Source organism: Ectothiorhodospira sp. PHS-1 (genome assembly GCF_000225005.1).
In the GTDB taxonomy this organism is placed as follows: Bacteria; Pseudomonadota; Gammaproteobacteria; order Ectothiorhodospirales; family Ectothiorhodospiraceae; genus Ectothiorhodospira.
Map to the genome: position 1 here is coordinate 50,963 of NZ_AGBG01000012.1, position 20,519 is coordinate 71,481.

At 64.7% G+C, this 20,519-nt stretch carries 18 protein-coding genes and 1 pseudogene; 13 read left to right on the forward strand and 6 right to left on the reverse strand.

The features are described 5' to 3' along the window. Genes ECTPHS_RS07030 through ECTPHS_RS07040 form a run of 3 tightly spaced genes read right to left on the reverse strand, consistent with a single transcriptional unit; the run spans position 1 to position 3,705 of the window. On the reverse strand, positions 1 to 1,374 hold the full coding sequence (locus ECTPHS_RS07030) for a sigma-54 dependent transcriptional regulator (RefSeq protein ID WP_008932017.1): 1,374 nt from the start codon (positions 1,372 to 1,374) through the stop codon (positions 1 to 3). Then, positions 1,374 to 2,831: a sensor histidine kinase gene (locus ECTPHS_RS07035; RefSeq protein ID WP_008932018.1), complete on the reverse strand. Its 1,458-nt coding sequence runs from the start codon at positions 2,829 to 2,831 to the stop codon at positions 1,374 to 1,376. Before ECTPHS_RS07035 ends, ECTPHS_RS07030 begins: the two co-directional genes overlap by 1 nt. Before the next feature lies 1 nt (position 2,832). Beyond that, positions 2,833 to 3,705, reverse strand: a complete 873-nt coding sequence (locus ECTPHS_RS07040; RefSeq protein WP_008932019.1) for a PhnD/SsuA/transferrin family substrate-binding protein — start codon at positions 3,703 to 3,705, stop codon at positions 2,833 to 2,835. Positions 3,706 to 3,892: 187 nt separating this feature from the next. Between ECTPHS_RS07040 and ECTPHS_RS07045 the strand changes: the two genes are divergently transcribed. The 10 genes from ECTPHS_RS07045 to arsA all read left to right on the forward strand — a co-directional run bounded on the left by ECTPHS_RS07045 (position 3,893) and on the right by arsA (position 15,615). After that, positions 3,893 to 5,158, forward strand: coding sequence for a 4Fe-4S dicluster domain-containing protein (locus ECTPHS_RS07045; protein ID WP_083838794.1), 1,266 nt, complete (start codon positions 3,893 to 3,895; stop codon positions 5,156 to 5,158). Between the two features lie 23 nt (positions 5,159 to 5,181). Continuing rightward, positions 5,182 to 7,668, forward strand: coding sequence for a molybdopterin-dependent oxidoreductase (locus tag ECTPHS_RS07050; protein ID WP_008932021.1), 2,487 nt, complete (start codon positions 5,182 to 5,184; stop codon positions 7,666 to 7,668). 30 nt (positions 7,669 to 7,698) lie between these two features. Next, complete coding sequence (locus ECTPHS_RS07055) at positions 7,699 to 8,460, forward strand: 4Fe-4S dicluster domain-containing protein (protein ID WP_371200083.1); 762 nt, start codon at positions 7,699 to 7,701, stop codon at positions 8,458 to 8,460. A gap of 14 nt (positions 8,461 to 8,474) precedes the next feature. Beyond that, positions 8,475 to 9,614, forward strand: a complete 1,140-nt coding sequence (nrfD, locus tag ECTPHS_RS07060) for an NrfD/PsrC family molybdoenzyme membrane anchor subunit (protein ID WP_008932023.1) — start codon at positions 8,475 to 8,477, stop codon at positions 9,612 to 9,614. Positions 9,615 to 9,693: 79 nt separating this feature from the next. Beyond that, positions 9,694 to 10,569 carry a molecular chaperone gene (locus ECTPHS_RS13945; RefSeq protein WP_008932024.1) on the forward strand — a complete coding sequence of 292 codons (876 nt, stop codon included), beginning with the start codon at positions 9,694 to 9,696 and terminating at the stop codon, positions 10,567 to 10,569. Between the two features lie 56 nt (positions 10,570 to 10,625). After that, positions 10,626 to 11,144 carry a molybdopterin-guanine dinucleotide biosynthesis protein MobB gene (gene mobB / locus ECTPHS_RS07070; protein ID WP_008932025.1) on the forward strand — a complete coding sequence of 173 codons (519 nt, stop codon included), beginning with the start codon at positions 10,626 to 10,628 and terminating at the stop codon, positions 11,142 to 11,144. A 188-nt stretch (positions 11,145 to 11,332) separates the two neighbouring features. Beyond that, the gene (locus tag ECTPHS_RS15145) at positions 11,333 to 12,304 is read left to right on the forward strand and encodes a cache domain-containing protein (RefSeq protein ID WP_008932026.1); all 972 of its coding nucleotides are present in this window, start codon (positions 11,333 to 11,335) and stop codon (positions 12,302 to 12,304) included. After that, entirely contained in the window at positions 12,301 to 13,230 is a 930-nt protein-coding gene (locus tag ECTPHS_RS13955) for a methyl-accepting chemotaxis protein (RefSeq protein WP_246828334.1), read from the forward strand. Before ECTPHS_RS15145 ends, ECTPHS_RS13955 begins: the two co-directional genes overlap by 4 nt. 220 nt (positions 13,231 to 13,450) lie before the next feature. Beyond that, a complete protein-coding gene (gene arsD, locus ECTPHS_RS07080; protein ID WP_008932028.1) occupies positions 13,451 to 13,801 on the forward strand; it encodes an arsenite efflux transporter metallochaperone ArsD in 351 nt (116 codons plus the stop codon). After that, on the forward strand, positions 13,759 to 15,615 hold the full coding sequence (gene arsA / locus ECTPHS_RS07085) for an arsenical pump-driving ATPase (protein WP_246828332.1): 1,857 nt from the start codon (positions 13,759 to 13,761) through the stop codon (positions 15,613 to 15,615). The genes arsD and arsA overlap by 43 nt, the downstream gene beginning before the upstream one ends. Positions 15,616 to 15,711: 96 nt before the next feature. Here the strand turns inward: arsA and ECTPHS_RS07090 are convergent, their stop codons facing one another. The 3 genes and pseudogenes from ECTPHS_RS07090 to ECTPHS_RS15150 form a co-directional block, all read right to left on the reverse strand. Next, positions 15,712 to 16,041, reverse strand: coding sequence for a hypothetical protein (locus ECTPHS_RS07090; protein WP_008932030.1), 330 nt, complete (start codon positions 16,039 to 16,041; stop codon positions 15,712 to 15,714). A 184-nt stretch (positions 16,042 to 16,225) separates the two neighbouring features. Further along, positions 16,226 to 16,876, reverse strand: coding sequence for an MFS transporter (locus ECTPHS_RS13960; protein WP_083838796.1), 651 nt, complete (start codon positions 16,874 to 16,876; stop codon positions 16,226 to 16,228). Beyond that, a pseudogene (locus ECTPHS_RS15150) lies at positions 16,845 to 17,483 on the reverse strand (MFS transporter); the annotation flags it as partial. The gene ECTPHS_RS13960 and the pseudogene ECTPHS_RS15150, both read right to left, overlap by 32 nt. 166 nt (positions 17,484 to 17,649) lie before the next feature. On the opposite strand from ECTPHS_RS15150, the gene ECTPHS_RS07100 reads away from it, so the two are divergent. The 3 genes from ECTPHS_RS07100 to nusA all read left to right on the forward strand — a co-directional run bounded on the left by ECTPHS_RS07100 (position 17,650) and on the right by nusA (position 20,493). Then, complete coding sequence (locus tag ECTPHS_RS07100) at positions 17,650 to 18,144, forward strand: disulfide bond formation protein B (RefSeq protein ID WP_008932033.1); 495 nt, start codon at positions 17,650 to 17,652, stop codon at positions 18,142 to 18,144. 319 nt (positions 18,145 to 18,463) lie between these two features. Then, positions 18,464 to 18,919 (forward strand): ribosome maturation factor RimP, encoded by a 456-nt coding sequence (gene rimP, locus ECTPHS_RS07105; RefSeq protein ID WP_008932034.1) that lies wholly within the window; start codon positions 18,464 to 18,466, stop codon positions 18,917 to 18,919. A 68-nt stretch (positions 18,920 to 18,987) separates the two neighbouring features. Then, entirely contained in the window at positions 18,988 to 20,493 is a 1,506-nt protein-coding gene (gene nusA, locus ECTPHS_RS07110; protein ID WP_008932035.1) for a transcription termination factor NusA, read from the forward strand. The last annotated feature ends 26 nt before the right edge of the window (positions 20,494 to 20,519 follow it).

Below are 20,519 nucleotides of genomic sequence, written 5' to 3' on the forward strand. Positions count from 1 at the left end.
TCAATGCCCCGGCCCATCAGCCTCCAGCCCCAGCCGCCGCATCTTCTCCCATAGATTCTTGCGGCTGATACCCAGGGCCTGGGCGGTCTGGGTGATCCTGCCCTCGTTGGCCCGCAGGGCCTCCAGGATGAAGGCTCGCTCACAGCGTTGCAGATGGGTGGACAGGTCAAAGTCCTGATGGCTTGCCGCCGGAGCCGATGTCCCGGTGTCCCCGGCGCGGGTTTCCGATAGGCCCACGTCACGCTCCCGGAAAATATCGCATCTCTGGATCACCGGTGAATCGGACAGGATGCAGGCCCTTTCGATGGCGTGCTTGAGTTCCCGCACGTTGCCCGGCCAGTCATGGGTGGTCAGTGCCTCCAGGGTCTGGGGGGCGATCACGCAGCGCTTGCCCTGTCGGCGAGAGCAGTCCGTCGCGAACCCCTGGGCCAGCCAGGGGATGTCCTCCCGCCGCTCCCGCAGCGGCGGGACGTGCAGGTGAATCACGTTGATCCGGTAGTACAGGTCCTGCCGGAAACGGCTCTGCTCCACTTCCTCCCTAAGATTCCGGTTGGTGGCGAAGATCAGCCGGGCCTCGAATCGTCGTGGGTTGTGGCTGCCGATGGGCATCACCTCCCGTTCCTGCACCGCCCGCAGCAGCTTGGCCTGCATGGACAGATCCAATTCCCCGATCTCATCCAGGAACAGGCTACCGCTCCCCGCGGCCTCGAACAGCCCGGTACGGCGGCGGTCCGCACCGGTGAAGGCACCTTTCTCGTGGCCGAACAATTCGGCCTCCAGCAGGGGATGGGGCAGGGCGGCGCAGTTGATGGCCAGAAAGGGTGCTTCGGGGATGCTACCGGACAGATCGTGCAGGCGCCGGGCGACCCGTTCCTTGCCCACGCCCGATTCTCCCGTGATCAGGATGGTTCCGGCCTGGGCGGCCACACGGGGCAACAGGGACTCCAGTTGCCGCATCTGCGCGGAGACGCCCAGGGGCGGGAAACCCTCCCGGTCTTCTCGCTCGGGACACAGGCCCGCCACCTTTTCCATCAGCCGGTTCAGATCAAAAGGTTTGGTGATATAGTCCGCCGCCCCCGCCTTGAGTGCCGAGACTGCCTCCTGAATGGCGCCGTAACCGGTGATGAGGATGACCGGTGGTGCCGCCGCCAGACCGTTGACGGCCTCCAGCAGTGCGCGGCCGTTCATCCCGGGAAGACGGATGTCGCTCAGGATCAGATCCACCGGCCGGGCGGACAGGCGCTCAAGGGCGTCTTCGGCGGAGCGGCACCAGAGGGCGTCGTAGTGTTCCAGGCGGAAACGATCCAGCAGGGACTCACCCATGATGGCGTCGTCTTCCACGATCAGGATGCGTGCCTTCGTCTTCATCTTCATCAATCCTCCACGGGGCACAGGGGCAGTCTCACCGTGAAGCCGGTGCCGCTTTCGTCGCTGTCCAAGGCGATCTGTCCCTTGAGCTGCTGGACGATCTGGTAGCTCACCCAGAGGCCCAGGCCGTGGCCGCGGGGGTGATCTCCGGCGAAGGGTTCGAACAGGTGGCCGAGGCGTTCCGGTGGGATGGGGGGGCCTGCGTTGATCACCTGGATGCTCAGGCACTCGCCCATGATGTGGGCGCAGACGGTGATGATCTTGCCCGGTGGTGTGGATTGCAGGGCGTTGAGCAGCAGGTTCAGTACCACCTGTCTGACCAGGGTGGCCGGTAGGGGCAGGGGTACGTCCGGCAGCGCCACGTGCCAGTCAAAGTTCACCCGTTGTCGGTGGGCATCGGCGGATACCAGGGTATGCAGGTCTTCAAAGTCCTGCAGGGACAGGGGCTTGCCCGAGGGGCGGGCCTCCACCAACAGGGCGGAAACCGTGTCCCGGATCTGCAGCAGGCCCCGTTCGATCAGGGACAGGGTGCGGGCCGTCTGCTCGGCATCGCCGCCGTAGCGCTTGAAGGTATCCACTGCATTGAGCATCCCGCCCAAAGGGTTGTTGATCTCATGGGCCACGCCGGCGGCCAGGCGTCCCACGGCCGCCAGCCGTTCGTTCACCATCACCTCCTGCTCCAGGGCCTCTTTCTGCCGCAGTTCATAGAGCATGCGCCGAAAGGCCACGCCGGCACGACCGATCTCGTCCCCCGACTCTTCCAGGTCCAGGGCGGCATCCTCGGGCAGGCAGGCCCCCACTTGCGCCATGCCGTCGGCCAGCTTGATCAGCGGCCTGGCGGTGCGCTGCCCCCAGTACCAGGTGAGGGGCAGGATCAGGGCCAGCAGGGCCAGGGTGTAGACCACCGATTGCCGCACCAGGCGGGCGGCGCGGGCGCGCATGCCGTCCCGGGAATAGCCCAGGGCCAGATGTCCCAGGGTGACGCCGTCGGCCACCACTGGCAGCACCAGGGCCAGGGTGTTTTCGTCCACCACCAGGGGCCGCGCCCCGGGCAGGGTGGGCGAGGCCCGTACCCAGGGGGCGATACCCCGAAACCGGGGCAGGGCCTCGGGCTCCGCGTTCACCGGATAGCGGGCGGGATCGGAGCTGGCCATCACCCGCAGGTCCCGGTCAAACAACACCAGGGCGAAGGGCAGGCGCTCCGCTGCCCGCTCGTCCACCCCGGACAGCGGTGCCCGCAACAGTTCGAAGGCCCGCCAGACGTCATCCTGGATCAGGGGCACCACCAGGTTCTGGGTGAGGGTGATACCCAGCAGCCGGGCGTTTTCCTCCAGGTCCCGCTGCAGCTCATCCCGTTCCCGCGGCACCTGCACGGCGGTGAGCAGGGTGGCCGTGATCAGTACCAGGACCACGGCCCGCAGGGGGATCTTGTAGCGTAGGCTGAGATCGCGCAGCAGCAGCATGTCAGGCCACCCCGTCCGCCATGCGACCGATGTCTTCATAGAGGTCGGGGGTCGCGGTCTGGAAACGGTCCAGGGCCAGTTCCGCCAGCAGGACCCGGCCGTCCGCATCCCGGTGCATCCCGTTGAGCACCCGTTGCATCGATTCACTCAGCGTCGGCGCCAGGTGCCGACTGGCCACCACCGGGGGAAAACCGAAGGGGCCCGAGCGTTCGATGACGCGGGTGTCGTCGGTGATCCTGGGGGCGCGGCGGGAGAGCACGTCCCAGACGTAGCCATCCACCGCGCCCGCATCCGCCAGCCGGACCGCCACGGCCTCGATGACCCGGCGGTGGGCCAGGGTGAAGAAACCGCGACCGAAGAAGGTCGCCGGGTCGAGGCCCTGTTGTTGCAGGCGATGGCGCACATAGAGATAGCCGGAATTGGAGTCCGGGTCCGAATAGGCGAAGGTATGCCCGCGCAGCTGGGTCAGGTCCTGTAGGTGGGTGTCCTCGGCGTGGCGAATCAGGTAGGCACGGTAGAGGGGCGCGCCTGCGTAGACCGGGACCGAGATCAGGTCCAGGTGGTGCCGATGACGCCAGTAGGGGTAACCGCACAGCCAGCTGAAGTCGATGTGTCCTTCCAGCAGCAACCGCAGGATCTCGTCATAGCTGCGTCGCTGGACGAACTGCAGCGGCCGTTCCAGGCGCCCTTCCAGGTAGTGCCGCCAGCGTTCCAGAAAACCCATCTGGTCGTCCAGGAACACCGGCGTAAGGCCGAACCGGATGGGTTCGTCGGCGCCGACGCGTGCCCAGCCCAGGGCGCCCAGGCAACCCAGGGCCTGCAGGGTCCGGCGCCGACCCGGGGAAAAACCGGTCTTGGTGGCAGGTTCGCCCATGGCGTACAGACTCCTGGTTACCGCATGGTAACGCTTTGTGCCGGGTGTTACTCGATGGTGACGGGTTGGCGGAAGCTCATGTTACCGCATGGTAACGGAATCCTCCGGATGATTTTGATGATTGTCAAAATCATCTTTGAAAACAGGCGGGTATAAAACCAGGCATTTTTTGTGCTTTGCATATGTCATGCAAGCATATTCTTCCATGCCCGTCACCGTGCGTCGTACCTTGCACCCTGCCCGGGGACTGCAGTTGGCGGTAATGACCTGCACGACCTTCTCCATTCGCCTGGACGGCTGTGACGCCTGTGTGCGGGTCTGTCCGGTCCAGGCCCTGCGGCCGTCGAGCACCGATCCGGTGCCGGAACCCGCCGAGGGTTGCACCGGCTGCGGCCGTTGCGTGGCGGCCTGTCCCATGGGCGCCTTGTCCCTGACGGGAGACGAATCCGAGGCGCTGCCGGCCACGCATCTGGAGTGTGAACAGGTCCCGCCTTCCGCGTGCCTGCCTCGATCACGGGTGGTGCCCTGCCTGGGTGGGCTGGATGGGGCCGCCCTGATCCAAGCCCATCGTCTGGCGGGGGAGGGTCCCCGACTGGTGGACCGTGGATTGTGTGCCCGCTGCCCCTCCGGCGGCGGGGCGGACATCCATCCATCCGGGGCGGCCCTGGATCAGGCCCGTCACTTGCTGGAAGCCATGGGGGTTCCCCCGGCTCGCCTGCCGCGCCTGGAACCGGCTTCGGCCTCCGGGGCTTTGGGGGCGACGGCACGGGATCCGGCGATCCCCGATGCCTCGCGCCGGGCCTTTTTGGGTCGTCTGGGGCTGGAGGCGGGGCGCTGGCTGGGCCATACCGTGCCGGCGATGTCGGTGGTCTCTTCGGCGACCGGGACGACATCGCCCACGCCACCCCCGGCCCTGGCCCCGGTGCCGCCGCCGCGGCCTTCTACTGCTCGTCTGCGTCTGCTCAACGCCTGCCTGGAACTGGCCCGGCAACAGGGATTGCCCATGCCCCATGGACTGTTCAGCGCCATGGAAGTGGGCGATGACTGCCGCGGTCATGGGGTCTGCCGTTCGGTCTGCCCCACCGGGGCCTTGTTTCGTCGGCGGGAGGAAGGCGGGTCCACGGCACTGGTCTTTGATCCCTGTCACTGCATCGGTTGCGGGGCCTGTGAGCGGGCCTGTCCGGAGCAGGCCCTGCGGATTGAGGCACGGCGGGACGATGACTGGCGCTCGCCGGAAGTCCTGCGCGAGTTCGGTTCGCGCACCTGCCGCCGCTGCGGCAGTCCGTTCCAGGCCCACGGCGATGAGAGCGAATGTGCCCCCTGCGCCCGTTCCCAGGCCTTTGCAAGATCCCTGTCCCGGCAGATGGCCGAACGTGAGGATTCGGCCCGGATAGCGGATCCATGTCATCCCCCGGAGGCTGCTCCGGATGTGCCCGGTGTGTCCCGGGCCTGAGTCAACCCTGAGGAGGGATCTCGATGAAGCTGCTTGAAACCTTGATCAATCGGCGCCGTTTTCTCAAGGCCACCGGCGCCGTGGCGGGTGCCGGGGTGGTGGCCGGTGGGGCCGGGGTGGTCCCCGGCCTGACGACCCTGTCCCATGCCCGGTCGCCGGCGCCGTCGGCCGACACCACCATCACCAAAAACATCTGCCATCAGTGCCCGGCCCGTTGCGGCATCGATGTCTACACCACCGGGGGCCGGGTCCACGCCATCTACGGGACTTCGGACCACCCCATCTCCAACGGCAAGCTCTGCCCCAAGGGTCCCCTGGGGGCCTACATCCTCTATGACCCCGATCGCTTCAAGGGGCCGATGAAGCGCACCAACCCGAACAAGGGCCGGGACCAGGACCCCGGCTTTGTGCCCATCAGCTGGAACGAGGCCCTGGACATGGTGGCCGATCGCCTCAACGGGCTGCGTGAGCGGGAGGAATCCCATCGCTTCGCCTTGCTCTACGGGCGTGGCTGGGGCGCTTCCTGTGCCGGTCTGCTGGGCAATTTCGGCAAGCTTTACGGTTCCCCCAACGTGGCCATCGGTCACTCCTCCATGTGTTCCGACGGCAGCATCATCTCCAAGAAGGCGGTGGACGGCATTGGCGGGTACAACAGCTACGACTACAAGAACGCCAACATGCTGCTCATGTTCGGTGCCGGTTTCCTGGAGGCCTTCCGCCCCTACAACAACAACATGCAGGTATGGGGGTACATCCGCGGGGTGAAGGTGCCCAAGACCCGTATCACGGCGGTGGATGTACACATGAACACCACCCTGGCCGGTTCGGACCGGGCCCTGCTCATCAAGCCGGGGACGGACGGCGCCCTGGCCCTGGCCATCGCCCACGTGATCCTCGTCGACGGGCTGTGGGAGAAGGCGTTCGTGGGTGATTTCAGCGACGGCGTCAACCGCTTCATCCCCGGCGAGACCGTGGACCCGGACAGCTTCGAGGAGAAGTGGGTGAAGGGACTGGTGGAATGGTGGAATGCGGAACTCAAGGATCGCAGTCCCCGCTGGGCGGCCCAGGTCACCACCCTGTACGAGCGGGATATCCTGGCCACCGCCCGGGAGTTCGGTACCACCCGTCCGGCCATCGCCCTGTACGAGCGGGGAGCCCATGCCCACAGCAACGGCATTTTCAACGGCATGGCCATCCACACCCTCAATGCCCTGGTGGGGTCCCTCTACGCCAAGGGCGGCCTGGCCTACCAGGTGGGACCCTCCTACGGTCCCTTGCCGGTGAACGCGGATGATTACCTGGATGACTGGGCCAGAACCGGCGGCTGGAAGGCGCAGCCCCGCATCGACCTCAAGGGTCATCCCGACGGCTACCTGCTGGCCAACAACATGATGCAGGAGATAGGGCCCAACTCCCTGCAGGGCAAGCCCTACAAGCTGGATACGATCATGTTCTACCTGAACAACGCCATCTGGACGGCGCCGGACGTGAAGGCCTGGGAGGAGGCCCTCAAGGAACTGTTCGTCATCGAGACCTCCCCGTTCCCCAGCGAGACGGCCATGTTCGCCGACGTGATCCTGCCGGACCACACCTATCTGGAGCGGCTGCAGGATGCGCCCACTTATCCCTTCCAGGGTTGGCCCATGACCCAGTTGCGGGTGCCGGCGGTCAAGCCCCTCTACGATACGAAATACTTCGGTGATGTCCTCATCGAATTGGGCAAGCGGATCCAGGGGTCCATGGGCGAGTACTACCAGGCCCTGGACAACACCGAGAATGTCATCCGCCACCTGGCCAAGGGCTTTGAAAGCGATCCCGGCGACAACGGCGTCAATTCCTTCGAGAGCTGGAAGGAAAAGGGGGTCTGGTACAAGCGGGTCTACCCCTATCGGCAGATTGATGGCGAGTTCTATGAGTGGGACGGCCAGGACCATACCCGTCTCATGTCCGCCGATGAAGTCAGGGGCGCATTGTTCAAGACCGCGTCCGGCAAGTTCGAGATCCGTTCCGGCTGGCTGGAGGCCCATGCGGACTGGATCGCCGCCAAGACCGGCCGTGACCCGTCCCGGCTCATGTTCCCCATCTGGGAGGAACCCAGCCATCCCGGCGGTGGTGATCTTTACATGGTCACCCCCAAGGTGGCCCTGCACGCGGAAGGGCGGGGCGCCAACCTGCCGGTGGCCATCGCCAACATGCAGCCCACCCTGGGTGGCCGCAATACCATCTATATCGAGATCAATCCCAAGACCGCCCGGGCCCGAGGCATTCCGGACGGGTCGCGGGTGCGCATCAGTTCCGATCTGGGCGCCATTGAGGGGTACTGCAAGTACTACGAAGGGGTGCGTCCGGACACCCTGGTATTCCCGATGGAGCATGGCCACTGGGCTCACGGACGTTGGGCCAAGGGACGCAAGCCCGGCCACAGCGGCGAGATCACGGTGAACCAATCCGACCGCATCACCGGCCAGTGCAGTTACTACACCACCAAGGTTCGCATCGAGCGCGCCTGAGCGCGCCGGCGGTCAGAGGAGACATGAGACATGGCGAAATGGGGAATGGTCATCGACCTGGACACCTGCACCGGCTGCCAAGCCTGTACCACGGCCTGTGCCATGGAAAACAGCCGCCTGCCGGGAGAGAACTGGCAGGACGTGCTCTTCTATCACGAGGGCAAGTATCCCAACGTGCAGCTCAAGTGGCTGCCCCGTCCCTGCATGCATTGCGAAAACCCCTCCTGCGTCTCGGTGTGCCCCACCAGGGCCACCTACAAGGACCCGGAGGGCGGGTTCGTGCTCATCGACTGGAACCGCTGCATCGGCTGCAAGTACTGCCAGGTGGCCTGTCCCTACGGGGTGCGCTTCTACACCGATGAAAAGGCGGTGGTACAGCCGGATATCCGCACGGTCTTCCCGTCGGAGGAGGGCCGCCAGTGGGATCCGCCCTGGAAGGGACCCCAGGACGACCCCCGTCGGGGCATCGGCATCCAGCCTCACGGGGTCGTTTCCAAGTGCACCTTCTGCTACCACAAGGTGAGCCAGGCCCCCGCGGGCGTGCCGGACCTGGACGAGGATATCCCGGAACTGAAGGAATATGTGCCCGCCTGTGTGCGGGTGTGCGCCCCCAAGGCCCGTTTCTTCGGTGACCTGGACCATCCGGAGAGCCGGGTGAACAAACTTATCGCCGATCATCGGGGCACCCGGCTGAAGGATGAAACCGGCAACAAGCCCCAGGTCTATTACCTGTCGGGCGGCGCCTCCGCCGCCGTGCCGTCACTGCGCGCGGTCCACCAAGACAAGGCTTGAGAGGAATCCAGACCATGACCACTGCAACCATGGACAACAAGGGCATCCAGATGCCCATCCTGCTGGTGGCGGGGATCGGTTTTCTGATCACCGCCGGGCTGGTGATGTTCAATCTGTCCAGCCAGGGCCATGCGGCCTTCAACATCTCCAACGACGGCCTGTTCTGGGGTTTCCCCATCGTCGTGTATGACTTTTTCCTGCTCACCTCCACCGGCATCGCCATGGTGGCCTGCTTCGGCTTTCTGTTCACCGGCGAGACCTTCCGGCCTCTGTTCGCCCGCAGCCTGTGGCTGGCCCTGGCCGGTCTTAGCGGCGGGGTGGCGGTGCTGATGATGGAATTGGGCTACCCCCTGCGGGCCATGTTCCTTATTCCCTTCAGTTTCGCCTTCAGTTCCCCCCTGTACTGGAAGGTACTGGCGGTGATCGGTTTCACCGTCTGTCTGTTGCTGTTGATCTGGCGTGCCCGGGCCACCCAGTCCACCCTGGACAGTCTGCGGGGGCTCACCCGGCTGACGTTGCTGTTTGCCATCCTGGTGACGGCCCTGGCGGGGGTGGTGTACGGCTCCCAGAGTTTCCGTCCCTTCTGGGCCTCCGGCGACATCCCCGCCGCCTTTATCGTGGAATCCGTCGTCGGCGGTCTGGCTTTCGTCTATTTCTTCACCTTGTTGGCCTACGGTTTCCAGGCCAACAGGGTACCGGAGTCCATTCGCACGGTGTTTGCCGGGCGCATGGGGGGCGTCTTTGCCTGGGCCATCGTGCTGCATCTGGTGTTCGTGGTGGGTCGGACCGTCAACGGCCTGTACGGCAATGTGGAAGGTCTTCAGGCCTGGCAATACATTGTTTCCTCACCTCTGTACTGGATTGAACTGGCGGCCCTGATGACGGCCCTGGTGATCATGTTCAGCCATGCCCTACGGCGCAATATCCTGGTCCAGGTGGCCGCCGCCGTGCTGGTGATGGTGGGGCTGTTCATCGGTCGTTACGAGTACATCATCGGCGGCCAGATCATCCCTCTGTTCAAGGGTAGCTGGGCACCGCCGGTGCTGTCCTATGCCCCGTCGTCCACGGAGTGGCTGCTGCTGGTCATGGCGATCTTCCTGGCCAACGTGGTCAACTCCCTGGGCGGGGTGCTGGGGATCACCCGCGGCCGCTGAGGACCACGTTCCCGTCACGCCCCCGGGTACCGGATGCCCGGGGGATCTTGCAGTCACGGCAAGCCACCAAGGTGATTCCATGTACGACGCCAGCCGAGAGATCGAACGCGCCACCTATTATCTGTGCCTGTCCCGGGCCTTTGCGGTTCCGGCCCCCGGTACCTTGAGTGCCCTGCGGGATGCCCTGCCGCGGGATCTGGAAGCGGCCGCCGGAGTCTGCGGCTATGCCGTTCAGACCCCGCTGGCGGCTCTGGGCGAGACCCTGCGGGGTCTGGATGACCAGGGTCTGCTGGTGGTGTATTCCCGTCTCTTTCTGATGCCGGGCGCGGACCATCCCAGTCTCAATACCGCCAGTTACCTGGATGGCACCATTGCCGGCGGTTCGGTGCATGCCATGCAAAGTTGCTACCGGCGTTGCGGTCTGGACACGGGCGAAGACTTTCACGATCTGCCGGATCAGATCAGTGTGCAGCTGGAGTTCGTGGCCTGGCTGCTGGCGGCCCGTGCCGAGGCCGAGGCCGGGGAGGGCGAACCTCCGCCGATGACGGCCGATGAGTTTCTGCGGCATTTCGTGGCCCGCTGGGTCACGCCGCTACGGCGGGATATCGAGCAGGCCAGCCGCCGCTTCGAACTGCCCAACCACCCCTACACGGCCCTGGCCTGCCTGCTGGAGGTGGCGGTACAGGCGGACATGGCCGGCCATGTGCCGGAATCCTCAGTCCCATGCCAGGGGGCCGAGGACGTCGATCCGGAGATCGCCCGCCTGCGAGCCCAGTATGCCGGTCGCCGTCTGAGCGAGGCGGACATGGCGGTGATCCGGGAGCGGCTGGCGGCCGACGGCCTGCCCGCCGAACATGTGGCCATCCCCGTGGACGAGCGGGATCAGGTCATGGGGCTGGCAGCCATGTGCCCTCCGGGTCTGCCGGGAAGACGGCGATCCTTTTCCGGCCGGTAAGTGAAGTGACTCCACTCAACGGATCCGAAGGCCTTCGGCGGGAGACAGAACACCTCATGGAGCATTCCCCACCCATCCTGGGTTTTGCCGCCTGGAGCGGTACCGGAAAGACGACCCTGCTGGTGCAGTTGATTCCCTTGCTGCGGGAGCGGGGCATCCGGATTGCGGTGATCAAGCATGCCCATCACAGTTTCGACGTGGATCAGCCGGGCAAGGACAGCCACGCACTGCGCAAGGCCGGTGCCGAGCAGATGCTCATTGCCTCTACTCAACGGTTTGCCCTGATGGTGGAGCAGCCCGAGCCCCGGGAGCCGGATCTGTGGGAATTGATCGGGCACCTGGATGCGTCCCGCACCGATCTGATCCTGGTGGAGGGATTCAAGGCGGAGCCCTTTCCCAAGCTGGAACTGTTTCGTCCCTCCCTGGGCAAACTTGCCCGCTACCCTCAGGACCCGGACATCATCGCCGTGGCCACGGACGAGCCGGCATCGGTGCAGACCTCTTTGCCCGTGCTGTCCCTCAACGATGTGGGACAGATCCGGGATTTCATCCTGAGCTGGGGGTCCTTGTCCTGAATCCGGGGTTGGAACTGTTCCCCTCGGTGAGGGTGTGAACACCCCTGTCTCCGTCTCAAGTCAGTCAGGTTGATATAACTCAATTTTTTATAGCCAGGGCCGCTATGGAATGGGTGACGTCCCGGTTCCCGGGGCAGGTTCGGACAGATGGTCGAATCTCCCCTGCTCATGCTTGTAGAGGATGGTAGATGCAGATACGAAGTCAGCGTTTCAAATTGGCCCTGCTGGTGGTTGGCGTGAGTCTGGTCCCGTTGATGGTCATGGCGATGAGTACCTCGCAGGTGCTTCGTGCCCAGGTGGAGGCGAGTCTCCAGGATGCGCTGGTCAGCATCGGTCGGGAGGTCTCCAATCTTTTGGAAACCTACATGCTGCAGCGTGGCGACGAACTGGCGGTGCTGGGGGAACAACTTGCCATGGCGGATGACAGTGATCGAGCCACGGTATTGGCAGTCTATCGACGCCATTTCCGGCATTTTGATTACCTGGCGGTGCTGGATGGTTCAGGGCGGGTACTGGCCGCCGCCGGTCAGCCCCTGTCGGCAGGGAGTGGCGATCCGGCCGGTCAGCTAAGGGACTGGAGCCGGGCGGGGTCAGGCGGTCGGCTTCTGCTGGATGTGGATGATCAGCCCGGCACGGACAGACAGCGTTTCGTGGTCTTTTTGCAGCCCCTGGAGGGAGGTGGGATCCTGGTGGGACAGGTGGATGGTGCCCGCGTGGTGACCATCACCAATCGGGTGCAGATCGGTGATACCGGACGTGCCACCCTGTTCAACCGTGAAGGCCGTCTCATCGGACATCCCGATCCGTCCCGCTATGGTTCCGACATGAGTCATTATCCCATCCTGACCCCGGTACTGAGACAGGGACGTGGTCATCCAGGGGGGGAGTTTCTCAGTGGCGACGGCAGAATGAAGTGGGGCCTGACCCTGGCACTGACGGAAATGGAGCAGCGTTACGGGGTGCGCTGGGGTCTGATCGTGGATCAGACCCTGGCCGAGCTGTATTCACCCTTGACCCGGGTACAGCATCTCATGTGGCTGGTATCCGCCATGGTCCTGGCGGTGGCCGTCCTGCTGGGTATCTGGTATGCCTCCCGGCTGGTACGCCCCTCAATCATCTCTCCGCCTGTCTGCAGCAGGCCGCCGAGGAGGCGGATCTGACCCGGCGGGTACGGGTGGACTCCCAGGACGAAATCGGCCGTACCGCGGCGGCCTATAATGCCTCCATGGAGCGCCTGCAAGGCATGGTGCGGGAACTGAATGGGGCCGTGGTGGACCTGTCTTCGGCGGCGGACCAGCTCAGCGGCCATGCGCGCAATTCACGGGAGATCACTGATCAACAGCAGGCTCAGCTGAGTCATGTGGCCAGTGCCGTGGATGAGATGGTGGTGAGCGTGGAGGAGGTGGCCCGCAATACCCGTCAGGCAGCCGAAGGGGCAACGGAAGCCAGTGAAATCACCGAGGAAGGACGACGTATCGTGGCGGGATTAGTCGCTTCCAGCGGTGCGCTGGCCATGGGCATGGAAGAAGCCTCCAGGGCCGTGTCCAAGGTTCAGGCCGGGGCGGTCAACATCGACACCATCCTCAAGGTCATCAGCGGGATTGCCGAACAAACCAATCTTCTGGCTCTGAATGCGGCCATCGAGGCGGCCCGGGCCGGTGAGCAGGGGCGGGGCTTTGCTGTGGTGGCCGATGAAGTGCGTACCCTGGCGAGCCGCACCAATGACTCCATTTCCGAGATACGGGGGATCATCGAATCCTTGCAGGCGGACGTGGGGCAGGCCGTCGAACTCATGGAACGCAGTGCGGGTCAGAGTGCCGAGAGCCGCGAGCGGGCGGGGGAAGCGGACCATGCCCTCCAGCGCATCGCCGATGCCGTTCGTCGCATCGATGAGATGAATCAGCAGATCGCCCATGCCGCCGGCGAGCAGGCCATGACCATGGAGTCGATACGCCGCAGCATCACGGGTATCAGCAGTGGGGCGGATCAGAGCGCGAATGAGATGCGCGGCGTCGACGAGGCCGGCGGCCGGTTGGCCGAGCTGGCCAACAACGTGGGAGGGATGGTGTCCCGTTTCCGCGCCTGACCTGTCTGGATGGCTTCCAGGCCAACAGAGGGGGGCTTTAGTGCATCATATATGTTTGATCATATATGCGTGAAGGCGTATGCTTTGTGAGCCATACTGACCCGGCAATCGAATCCTGTTCGGGCCGAGCCTGTCGAAGCCCGCTCGTAAGCAAGCTCAGGACGAACGGTGTTGCCTGTATGACTGCCGGGTTAGCATCACTCTTCTGGAGACAACCATCATGACTGAAGTGACCGTATTCGACCCACCCCAGTGCTGCGCCAGCGGCGTGTGCGGACCGAGCGTGGATCCCAAACTCTCCAAGTTGGCGGGGGACCTGGCCTGGCTGCGTCATGCCGGTGTGACCGTGACCCGTTACAACCTGTCCCAGCAACCCGGGGCCTTCGTGGAGAACGCGACCATCCAGGCCATCCTGGAGCAGGACGGCGAGGGCGCCCTGCCGGTGTTTCTGGTGAACGGAGAGGTCAGGAGTCGGGGTGTGTACCCGGATCGGGAGCAATTGGCCCAGTGGACGGGCCTGGAGGTGGAATGCAGCAAGAGCGTCAGTCCGGGCAACGGCTGCTGCGGCTGAGCTTAAAGTCCGTCACCCTCACCCGCCCCCTCACCCAGTCCCTCTCCCGCCAACAGGGGAGGGACTTGCTTGTTCCCATCGAGGCGTCTCCGCGCAAAATGATGAATTTCCTGCAAAACCCCACCCGACATCTCTTCTTCACCGGCAAGGGGGGCGTGGGCAAGACCTCACTGGCCTGTGCCAGTGCCTTGGCCCTGGCGGAACAGGGCAAAAAGATTCTACTCATCTCCACCGATCCGGCCTCCAACGTGGACGAGGTTCTGGAAACCACGCTTTCCGACACGCCGACCCCCATCCCGAATGTTCCGGGTCTCAAGGCCCTGAACATCGATCCGGAAAAGGCCGCCGCCGCCTATCGTGAGCGGGTGGTGGGTCCCTACCGGGGCAAACTCCCGGAAACCGTGGTCAACAGCATGGAGGAACAGCTCTCCGGGGCCTGCACCATGGAGATTGCGGCGTTTGACGCCTTCGCTGCCCTGTTGGGGGATCCCGGATCCACCCGGGACTTCGATCACCTGGTCTTCGATACCGCGCCCACGGGGCACACCCTGCGCCTTTTGTCCCTGCCCCGCGCCTGGACCGGGTATATCGAAACCAATACCTCCGGTACCTCCTGCCTGGGACCGTTGGAGGGTTTGACCGGCCAGAAAGAGATCTATGCCCGGGCCATGGAGAGCCTTGGCGATGGCCGACGCACCACCCTGGTACTCGTCAGCCGCCCCGAGGCGGCGGCCCTCAACGAGGCGGCCCGTTCCAGCGGGGAACTGCGGGAGTTGGGTGTGGCGAATCAGCATCTGGTGGTCAACGGCCTGTTCCAGGCCCAGGATCCGGAGGATCCGGTGGCCCGCGCCCTGGAGGCGCGGGGGCGCCAGGCCCTGGAACGCATGCCCGCCATGCTGAGGGACCTGCCGCGCAGTGAACGCCCGCTGCGGGGTCGTCCCCCCATGGGGCTGGAAGGCCTGCGCATCCTGCTGGCCGACACGGAGCCCGCGCCCGAGCCCGGGGAGTCGTTTCCGGTGCCGGAGGGGGAATCTTTCGACGCCCTGGTGGATTCCTTGGCGGCCGGTGGCCATGGTGCCGTCATGACCATGGGCAAGGGCGGCGTGGGCAAGACCACCCTGGCGGCCCGTGTCGCGGTGGCCCTGGCCGAGCGTGGCCACAAGGTCCATCTGACCACCACGGATCCGGCGGCGCATGTGCAGGCCGCCGTGGGCGAGATGCCCGAAGGCATGACCATCGGGCGTGTGGATCCGGTTCTGGAGACCCGGCGTTATCGGGAAGCGGTCATGGCCTCCGCCGGCAAGGATCTGGACGAGGAGGGCCGCCGTTTGCTGGAAGAGGATCTGCGTTCTCCCTGTACCGAGGAGATTGCCGTCTTCCAGGCTTTTGCCAAGACGGTCGATCAGGCCCGGGAACAGTTCGTGGTCCTGGACACGGCACCCACCGGCCACACCATCCTCCTGCTGGATGCCGCGCAGGCCTACCATCGGGAGTTGGGGCGCCAGAGCCAGGGCGTGCCGGAGGCAGTGGAACAGCTGCTGCCCCGGCTGCGGGATCCGGCCTTCACCCACGTGCTGATCTGTACCCTGCCGGAGGCCACGCCGGTGCATGAGGCCGCGGCGCTGCAGGCGGATCTGCGGCGGGCCGGCATCGAGCCCGCCGGCTGGATCGTAAATCAGGCACTCAGCCCGGTGACGGTGAGCGATCCCGTCCTTAAGGCGCGTCAGGCTGCCGAGGGCCGATGGATCCGGGAGATCCTTGAGCAACATCACCAAAGACTGCTGGTGGTGCCCTGGAGCGAGGTCCACGACTGACCGGACAGGTCATCGCCGTCATGCGTCCGCGTGACTTCATCGCAGATCCAGGGTGCATGGGCACCCTGGATGCCGTTCAGTCCGGCAAACGTCGCCTCAGCGGCCGTAGCCGGGTCCTGTGCCGTCCCCAGGTCCCATGCCGCCACCAGGTCCCATGCGCTCACCCCGAGCGGGGGGCTCGTCCGGCAGTTCAACGCCCATTTCCTCGCCCCGCGCCTTCATGCGGGCGTGGTGTTCCTCCCGGATCTGTGCCTTTTCCTCGGGTGTGGTTGCCGCCCGCATCCGGGCACGATACTCGTCCCGCTCCTCCTGGGTCATGAGTTGGCTGCCGTAGATGGTCTTTTCCTCTTCCATCGCCTGGGCTGCACCCAGCGCGGGCAGTAGGCCGAGAGCGACGGCAAAACCAAAAATGAGTGCCTTGTTCATGGCGTAGCCTCCTTGTGGAGTTAACCTGTGTCTCCCGCGCCTTTCGCTTGGACGAAGGGTGCGGCGGGGCGATGATTTTTCCTTGCGGATGAGTCGCCCTGCGCCTGATGTTGCGCGCTGCGCGGCCTCGTATCCGGGAACTTCGTCGCAATTCAGGCGGCCGCCGGGATGATTCCTGGTTATCTCATGGCGTTGCCTCTTGACCGGGGTCCTCGGCCCGTGGGTCCAGGTGCATGGTTTCCTGGGTGGCGCCCTGCATGGCCTCCAGTCCGACGAAGGTATGGCGTACTTCCTCCACCGGCGGCTGGACACGGGTCCGCCACACGGCATGCACGGCCATGCCGGAATAAATGAAGACCAGGAACAGGAACAGCCAGCCCGGCTCACCCCATTGCATCAAGGGTGCCGCCACCGCCGGCCCCAGGGTGGCGCCGGCGCCGAAGACCAGTAGCAGGCCGCTGGACACCGCGACGAAATTGCCTTCCGCCGCCCGGTCGTTGGCATGGGCCACGGCCACCGGATAGATCGTGTGCATGGCCCCCCCCAGCAAGACCACCATCAGGATCACCTGCGCCGGTTCACGCAGATCCAGGCTGTAGAGCAGGAAGGACAGACCCGCCCCGGTCAGGGCGATGGCCACCACCACCCAGCGCCGGTCCAGCCGGTCGGAGAGGCGGCCTATCGGCACCTGCATGAGTGCACCGCCGACGATGGCTCCGGCCACCAGCAGGGCGACGGCCCAGACCGGCAGGCCGATGCTGTTGGCATAGACCGGCGCCAGGGTGCCGAAGGCCCCATTGGGCCAGGCCGACGCCGAAGCAGGCCACCACGGCAATGGGTGAGACCCGGATGAGCCGCTTGAAGTCCAGCTTGACCTCGTGCAGCGGCTCGGGCGCCCGGCTGGAACTCAGGGCGGTGGGGATCAGGGCCAGGCAGGCCAGGATCGCCACGATCACGAAGGGTTCAAAGCCACCCGGCTGATAGAACATCACGGCCAGCTGGCCGAGCACCGAACTGGCCAGGTTGACCACCATGTAGCGGGCAAAGACCCGCCCGCGGGTCTCGCTGCTGGCGCTCTCGCTGAGCCAGCTTTCGATGATCATGGTGGCGCCGGCAAAGGCGAAACCGGTCATGGCGCGTACCAGGATCCACGCCAGGGGCGAAACGTACAGGACGTTGATCAGGGCGGTCATCGCCACCAGCGCCGCCATCACCCCGAACACCCGGATATGACCGACTTTGGCCACCAGGCGCGGCACATACAGGCAGCCGGCCACGTAGCCGGCGGCAAAGGCACTGCCGATGAGACCGATCAGAGAAGTGGGAAAGCCTTCCAGCTCGGCGCGGATAGGCAGCACCAGCCCCAGCATGGCACCGGCGGCAAACAGCAGGCCGGCCCCGAGCAGCAGTGCCCGTGTTCTTATGGGAAGATGTTCAACCATGTCGAAAATCGGCGCATGGGCTTGTTTTTTAGTATCCGGATGCTGGCCCACGGGTCAAGTTCAGGCAAATTCATCGGGGAGCATGCCCCTTTTCCCCGTCCGCCGATTCGGTCATCATGTGCCGCAAGTTCAAGCAAGGGTCATGGCCCGTCTACGGGAGACATGCATGTTCGCACCCGCGGTTCGTCCCATCTGGTTGCTGATTGCCCTGTTTTCGGCGACGTCCGCGGCGCTGAGCATCGGTCTGACCGAGTGGTTCAGTCTGCATCCCTGTCACCTGTGCATCTTCCAGCGCCTGCTGTTCATGGTGCTGGCGGTGTTGGCACTGCCCGGCGTGGTGTTCGGGGCATCCCTGGCCGGGGTGATTCCCGGTCTGCTGGTGCTGGTCGTGGCCGGCATGGGCATGGGGGTGGCGGGCTACCAGAGCTGGCTTGAACGCCAGCCGCCGGATCTCGGATTTTCCTGCGTGGGGCCCGAGATGGGTCTGATCGAGCGTCTGGTGGAATGGTTGGGGCAGCAGGTGCCCACCCTGTTCCTGGCCACGGGCCTGTGTGATGAGATGGGTCCGCAGTGGCTGGGAATTTCCTTTGCCAATGCCGCGTTGGCGGGCTATCTGCTGGTATTCTGTCTGGCGGCCTGGGCGTTGTGGCGCAGCCGATAGCCCTTTACGTGGTGCGTGTAAGTGCGTTAGGATACGTATCCCTGATCGCGTCGCCTTTAGATCAAGGGTCCGGGCCGTTGGCGGCGCCAAGCACGATGAATCCGGTAGGTTGATCCCTGTCATGGTTCCGGTGCTTGGTCCGGATTGAGTCTTGAGTGACTGTTTGTTCAAGGCCCCCGAGGGGGTTTTTTTGTTAGCTGGCCAGTAATGTCGTCGATCGTCCGACAGGGCGGGATGGCAGGGTGGCATCCGGTGCGGTGCCGGGCCGGCAAGTATTCTTGAATGGGCCGCAGGCCCATTTTTTGTTTGTGGAGAGTGCGTGAGTCACGACGCCCAGGAACTGAAGCAGTTGATTGCTCCCGTCGTTGCCGGACTCGGTTTCGAGCTCTGGGGGCTGGAATACCGCGTGCAGCGCAACAGTGCGTTGCTGCGTATCTTCATCGATGGTCCCGACGGCATCAACCTGGATGACTGCGCCGCAGTCAGTGACCAGGTCAGCGGTGTTCTGGACGTGGAAGATCCCATCCCCGTGCCCTACCGGCTTGAGGTGTCATCCCCGGGGATGGACAGGCCGCTGTTTACCCCGGAACAGTTCCGCCGCTACCAGGGCGAGGACGTTCGGGCGCGTCTGAACTGGCCGGTCGAGGGACAGCGCAACTACCGTGGCCGGATCGCCGGTGTCGAGGAGGCCGCGGTGATCCTGGAGGTGGAGGGCAATCCCGTGCGACTGCCCCTGGAAGCCATCTCCCGGGCCCGCCTGGTGCCCAAATTCTAGACAATCCGTGTCCTGTCCGGCGGGGGCTGTATCCCGGCCCAGCGGGACAGTCCTTTGGAGACGTACTGATGAACAAAGAAATCTTGCTGGTGGTGGACGCCGTCTCCAACGAGAAAGGCGTCGAGAAGGCCGTGATCTTCGAGGCGATCGAGGCTGCGCTGGCTTCCGCCACGCGCAAGAAACACGGCGGCGACATTGACGTACGCGTCAGCATCCACCGGGACACCGGGGATTACGAGAGCTTTCGCCGCTGGCTGGTGGTGGATGACGAAGACCCCGAGTTCGAATCCCCGGATCGGCAGATCCTGTACTCCTACGCCATTCAGAAGAACCCCGATGTCCAGGTGGGTGACTACGTCGAGATGCCCATCGAGTCGGTGGAGTTCGGCCGCATTGCCGCCCAGACCGCCAAGCAGGTGATCGTGCAGAAGGTGCGCGAGGCCGAGCGCGCTAAGGTGGTGGACGAGTTCCAGAGCCGTGTCGGCGAGCTGGTGATGGGCGTGGTCAAGCGCTCCGAGCGCAACGGCGTGTTCCTGGACCTGGGGGGCAATGCCGAGGCCTTCATCCCCCGGGATGAGATGATCGCCCGTGAGTCCGTGCGCCCCAACGACCGTCTGCGCGGCTATCTCAAGGATGTCCGCACCGAGGCCCGTGGTCCCCAGTTGTTCGTCAGCCGGACCGCCCCCGAGTTTCTGGTAGAGTTGTTCAAGCTGGAGGTGCCGGAAGTGGGGCAGGGTCTCATCGAGATCATGGGCGCGGCCCGTGATCCGGGGATGCGCGCCAAGATCGCGGTACGCTCCCTGGATCCCCGGCTTGACCCGGTGGGCGCCTGCGTGGGCATGCGTGGTTCGCGGGTTCAGTCCGTGTCCAATGAACTGGCCGGCGAGCGTATTGATATCATCCTCTGGGACGACAACCCCGCACAGTTCGTCATCAACGCCATGTCCCCGGCCGAAGTCCTGTCCATCGTGGTGGACGAGGACAACCGGGTCATGGATATCGCCGTGGCGGAAGAAAAGCTTTCCCAGGCTATCGGCCGCGGCGGGCAGAATGTCCGCCTGGCCTCCCAGCTGACCGGCTGGGAACTCAATGTCATGAGCGAAAAGCAGGCCGTGGAAAAGAGCGAGAGCGAATCCGCCGAACTGCAGCAGATGTTCATGGCCAGTCTGGACGTGGACGAGGAAGTGGCCGCCATTCTGGTGCAGGAAGGCTTTTCCAGCATCGATGAAGTGGCCTACGTGCCCACGGCGGAGATCATGCAGATCGAAGAGTTCGACGAGGACATGGTCGAGGAACTCAGACGCCGGGCACGTGATGCCCTGCTGACCCGGGCCATTGCCACCGAAGAAAAGGTGACCACGGGTGAGCCGGCGCAGGATCTGCTGGAAATGGACGGCATGGATCGTGAACTGGCCTACCGGCTGGCATCCCGTGGTGTCTGCACCATGGAAGACCTGGCGGAACAGTCGGTGGATGACCTGGTGGAACTGGCACAGATCGATGCAGAGCAGGCCGCCGGCCTGATCATGGCTGCCCGTGCCCCCTGGTTTGCGGACCAGCCAAAAGACGCATAAGACAGTTGGACCGGCGTGCGCCAGCC

Excerpts from the sequence above, each read along its gene's own strand:
- mobB (WP_008932025.1), top strand. The coding sequence starts at position 10,626 with ATGGAGCATTCCCCACCCATCCTGGGTTTTGCCGCCTGGAGCGGTACC.
- ECTPHS_RS13945 (WP_008932024.1), top strand. The coding sequence starts at position 9,694 with ATGTACGACGCCAGCCGAGAGATCGAACGCGCCACCTATTATCTGTGC.
- ECTPHS_RS07045 (WP_083838794.1), top strand. The coding sequence starts at position 3,893 with ATGCAAGCATATTCTTCCATGCCCGTCACCGTGCGTCGTACCTTGCAC.
- arsA (WP_246828332.1), top strand. The coding sequence starts at position 13,759 with ATGCAGCAAGAGCGTCAGTCCGGGCAACGGCTGCTGCGGCTGAGCTTA.
- ECTPHS_RS07050 (WP_008932021.1), top strand. The coding sequence starts at position 5,182 with ATGAAGCTGCTTGAAACCTTGATCAATCGGCGCCGTTTTCTCAAGGCC.
- ECTPHS_RS07035 (WP_008932018.1), bottom strand. The coding sequence starts at position 2,831 with ATGCTGCTGCTGCGCGATCTCAGCCTACGCTACAAGATCCCCCTGCGG.
- ECTPHS_RS07055 (WP_371200083.1), top strand. The coding sequence starts at position 7,699 with ATGGCGAAATGGGGAATGGTCATCGACCTGGACACCTGCACCGGCTGC.
- arsD (WP_008932028.1), top strand. The coding sequence starts at position 13,451 with ATGACTGAAGTGACCGTATTCGACCCACCCCAGTGCTGCGCCAGCGGC.
- ECTPHS_RS07090 (WP_008932030.1), bottom strand. The coding sequence starts at position 16,041 with ATGAACAAGGCACTCATTTTTGGTTTTGCCGTCGCTCTCGGCCTACTG.
- ECTPHS_RS07030 (WP_008932017.1), bottom strand. The coding sequence starts at position 1,374 with ATGAAGATGAAGACGAAGGCACGCATCCTGATCGTGGAAGACGACGCC.
- ECTPHS_RS15145 (WP_008932026.1), top strand. The coding sequence starts at position 11,333 with ATGCAGATACGAAGTCAGCGTTTCAAATTGGCCCTGCTGGTGGTTGGC.
- ECTPHS_RS07040 (WP_008932019.1), bottom strand. The coding sequence starts at position 3,705 with ATGGGCGAACCTGCCACCAAGACCGGTTTTTCCCCGGGTCGGCGCCGG.
- ECTPHS_RS07100 (WP_008932033.1), top strand. The coding sequence starts at position 17,650 with ATGTTCGCACCCGCGGTTCGTCCCATCTGGTTGCTGATTGCCCTGTTT.
- nusA (WP_008932035.1), top strand. The coding sequence starts at position 18,988 with ATGAACAAAGAAATCTTGCTGGTGGTGGACGCCGTCTCCAACGAGAAA.
- nrfD (WP_008932023.1), top strand. The coding sequence starts at position 8,475 with ATGACCACTGCAACCATGGACAACAAGGGCATCCAGATGCCCATCCTG.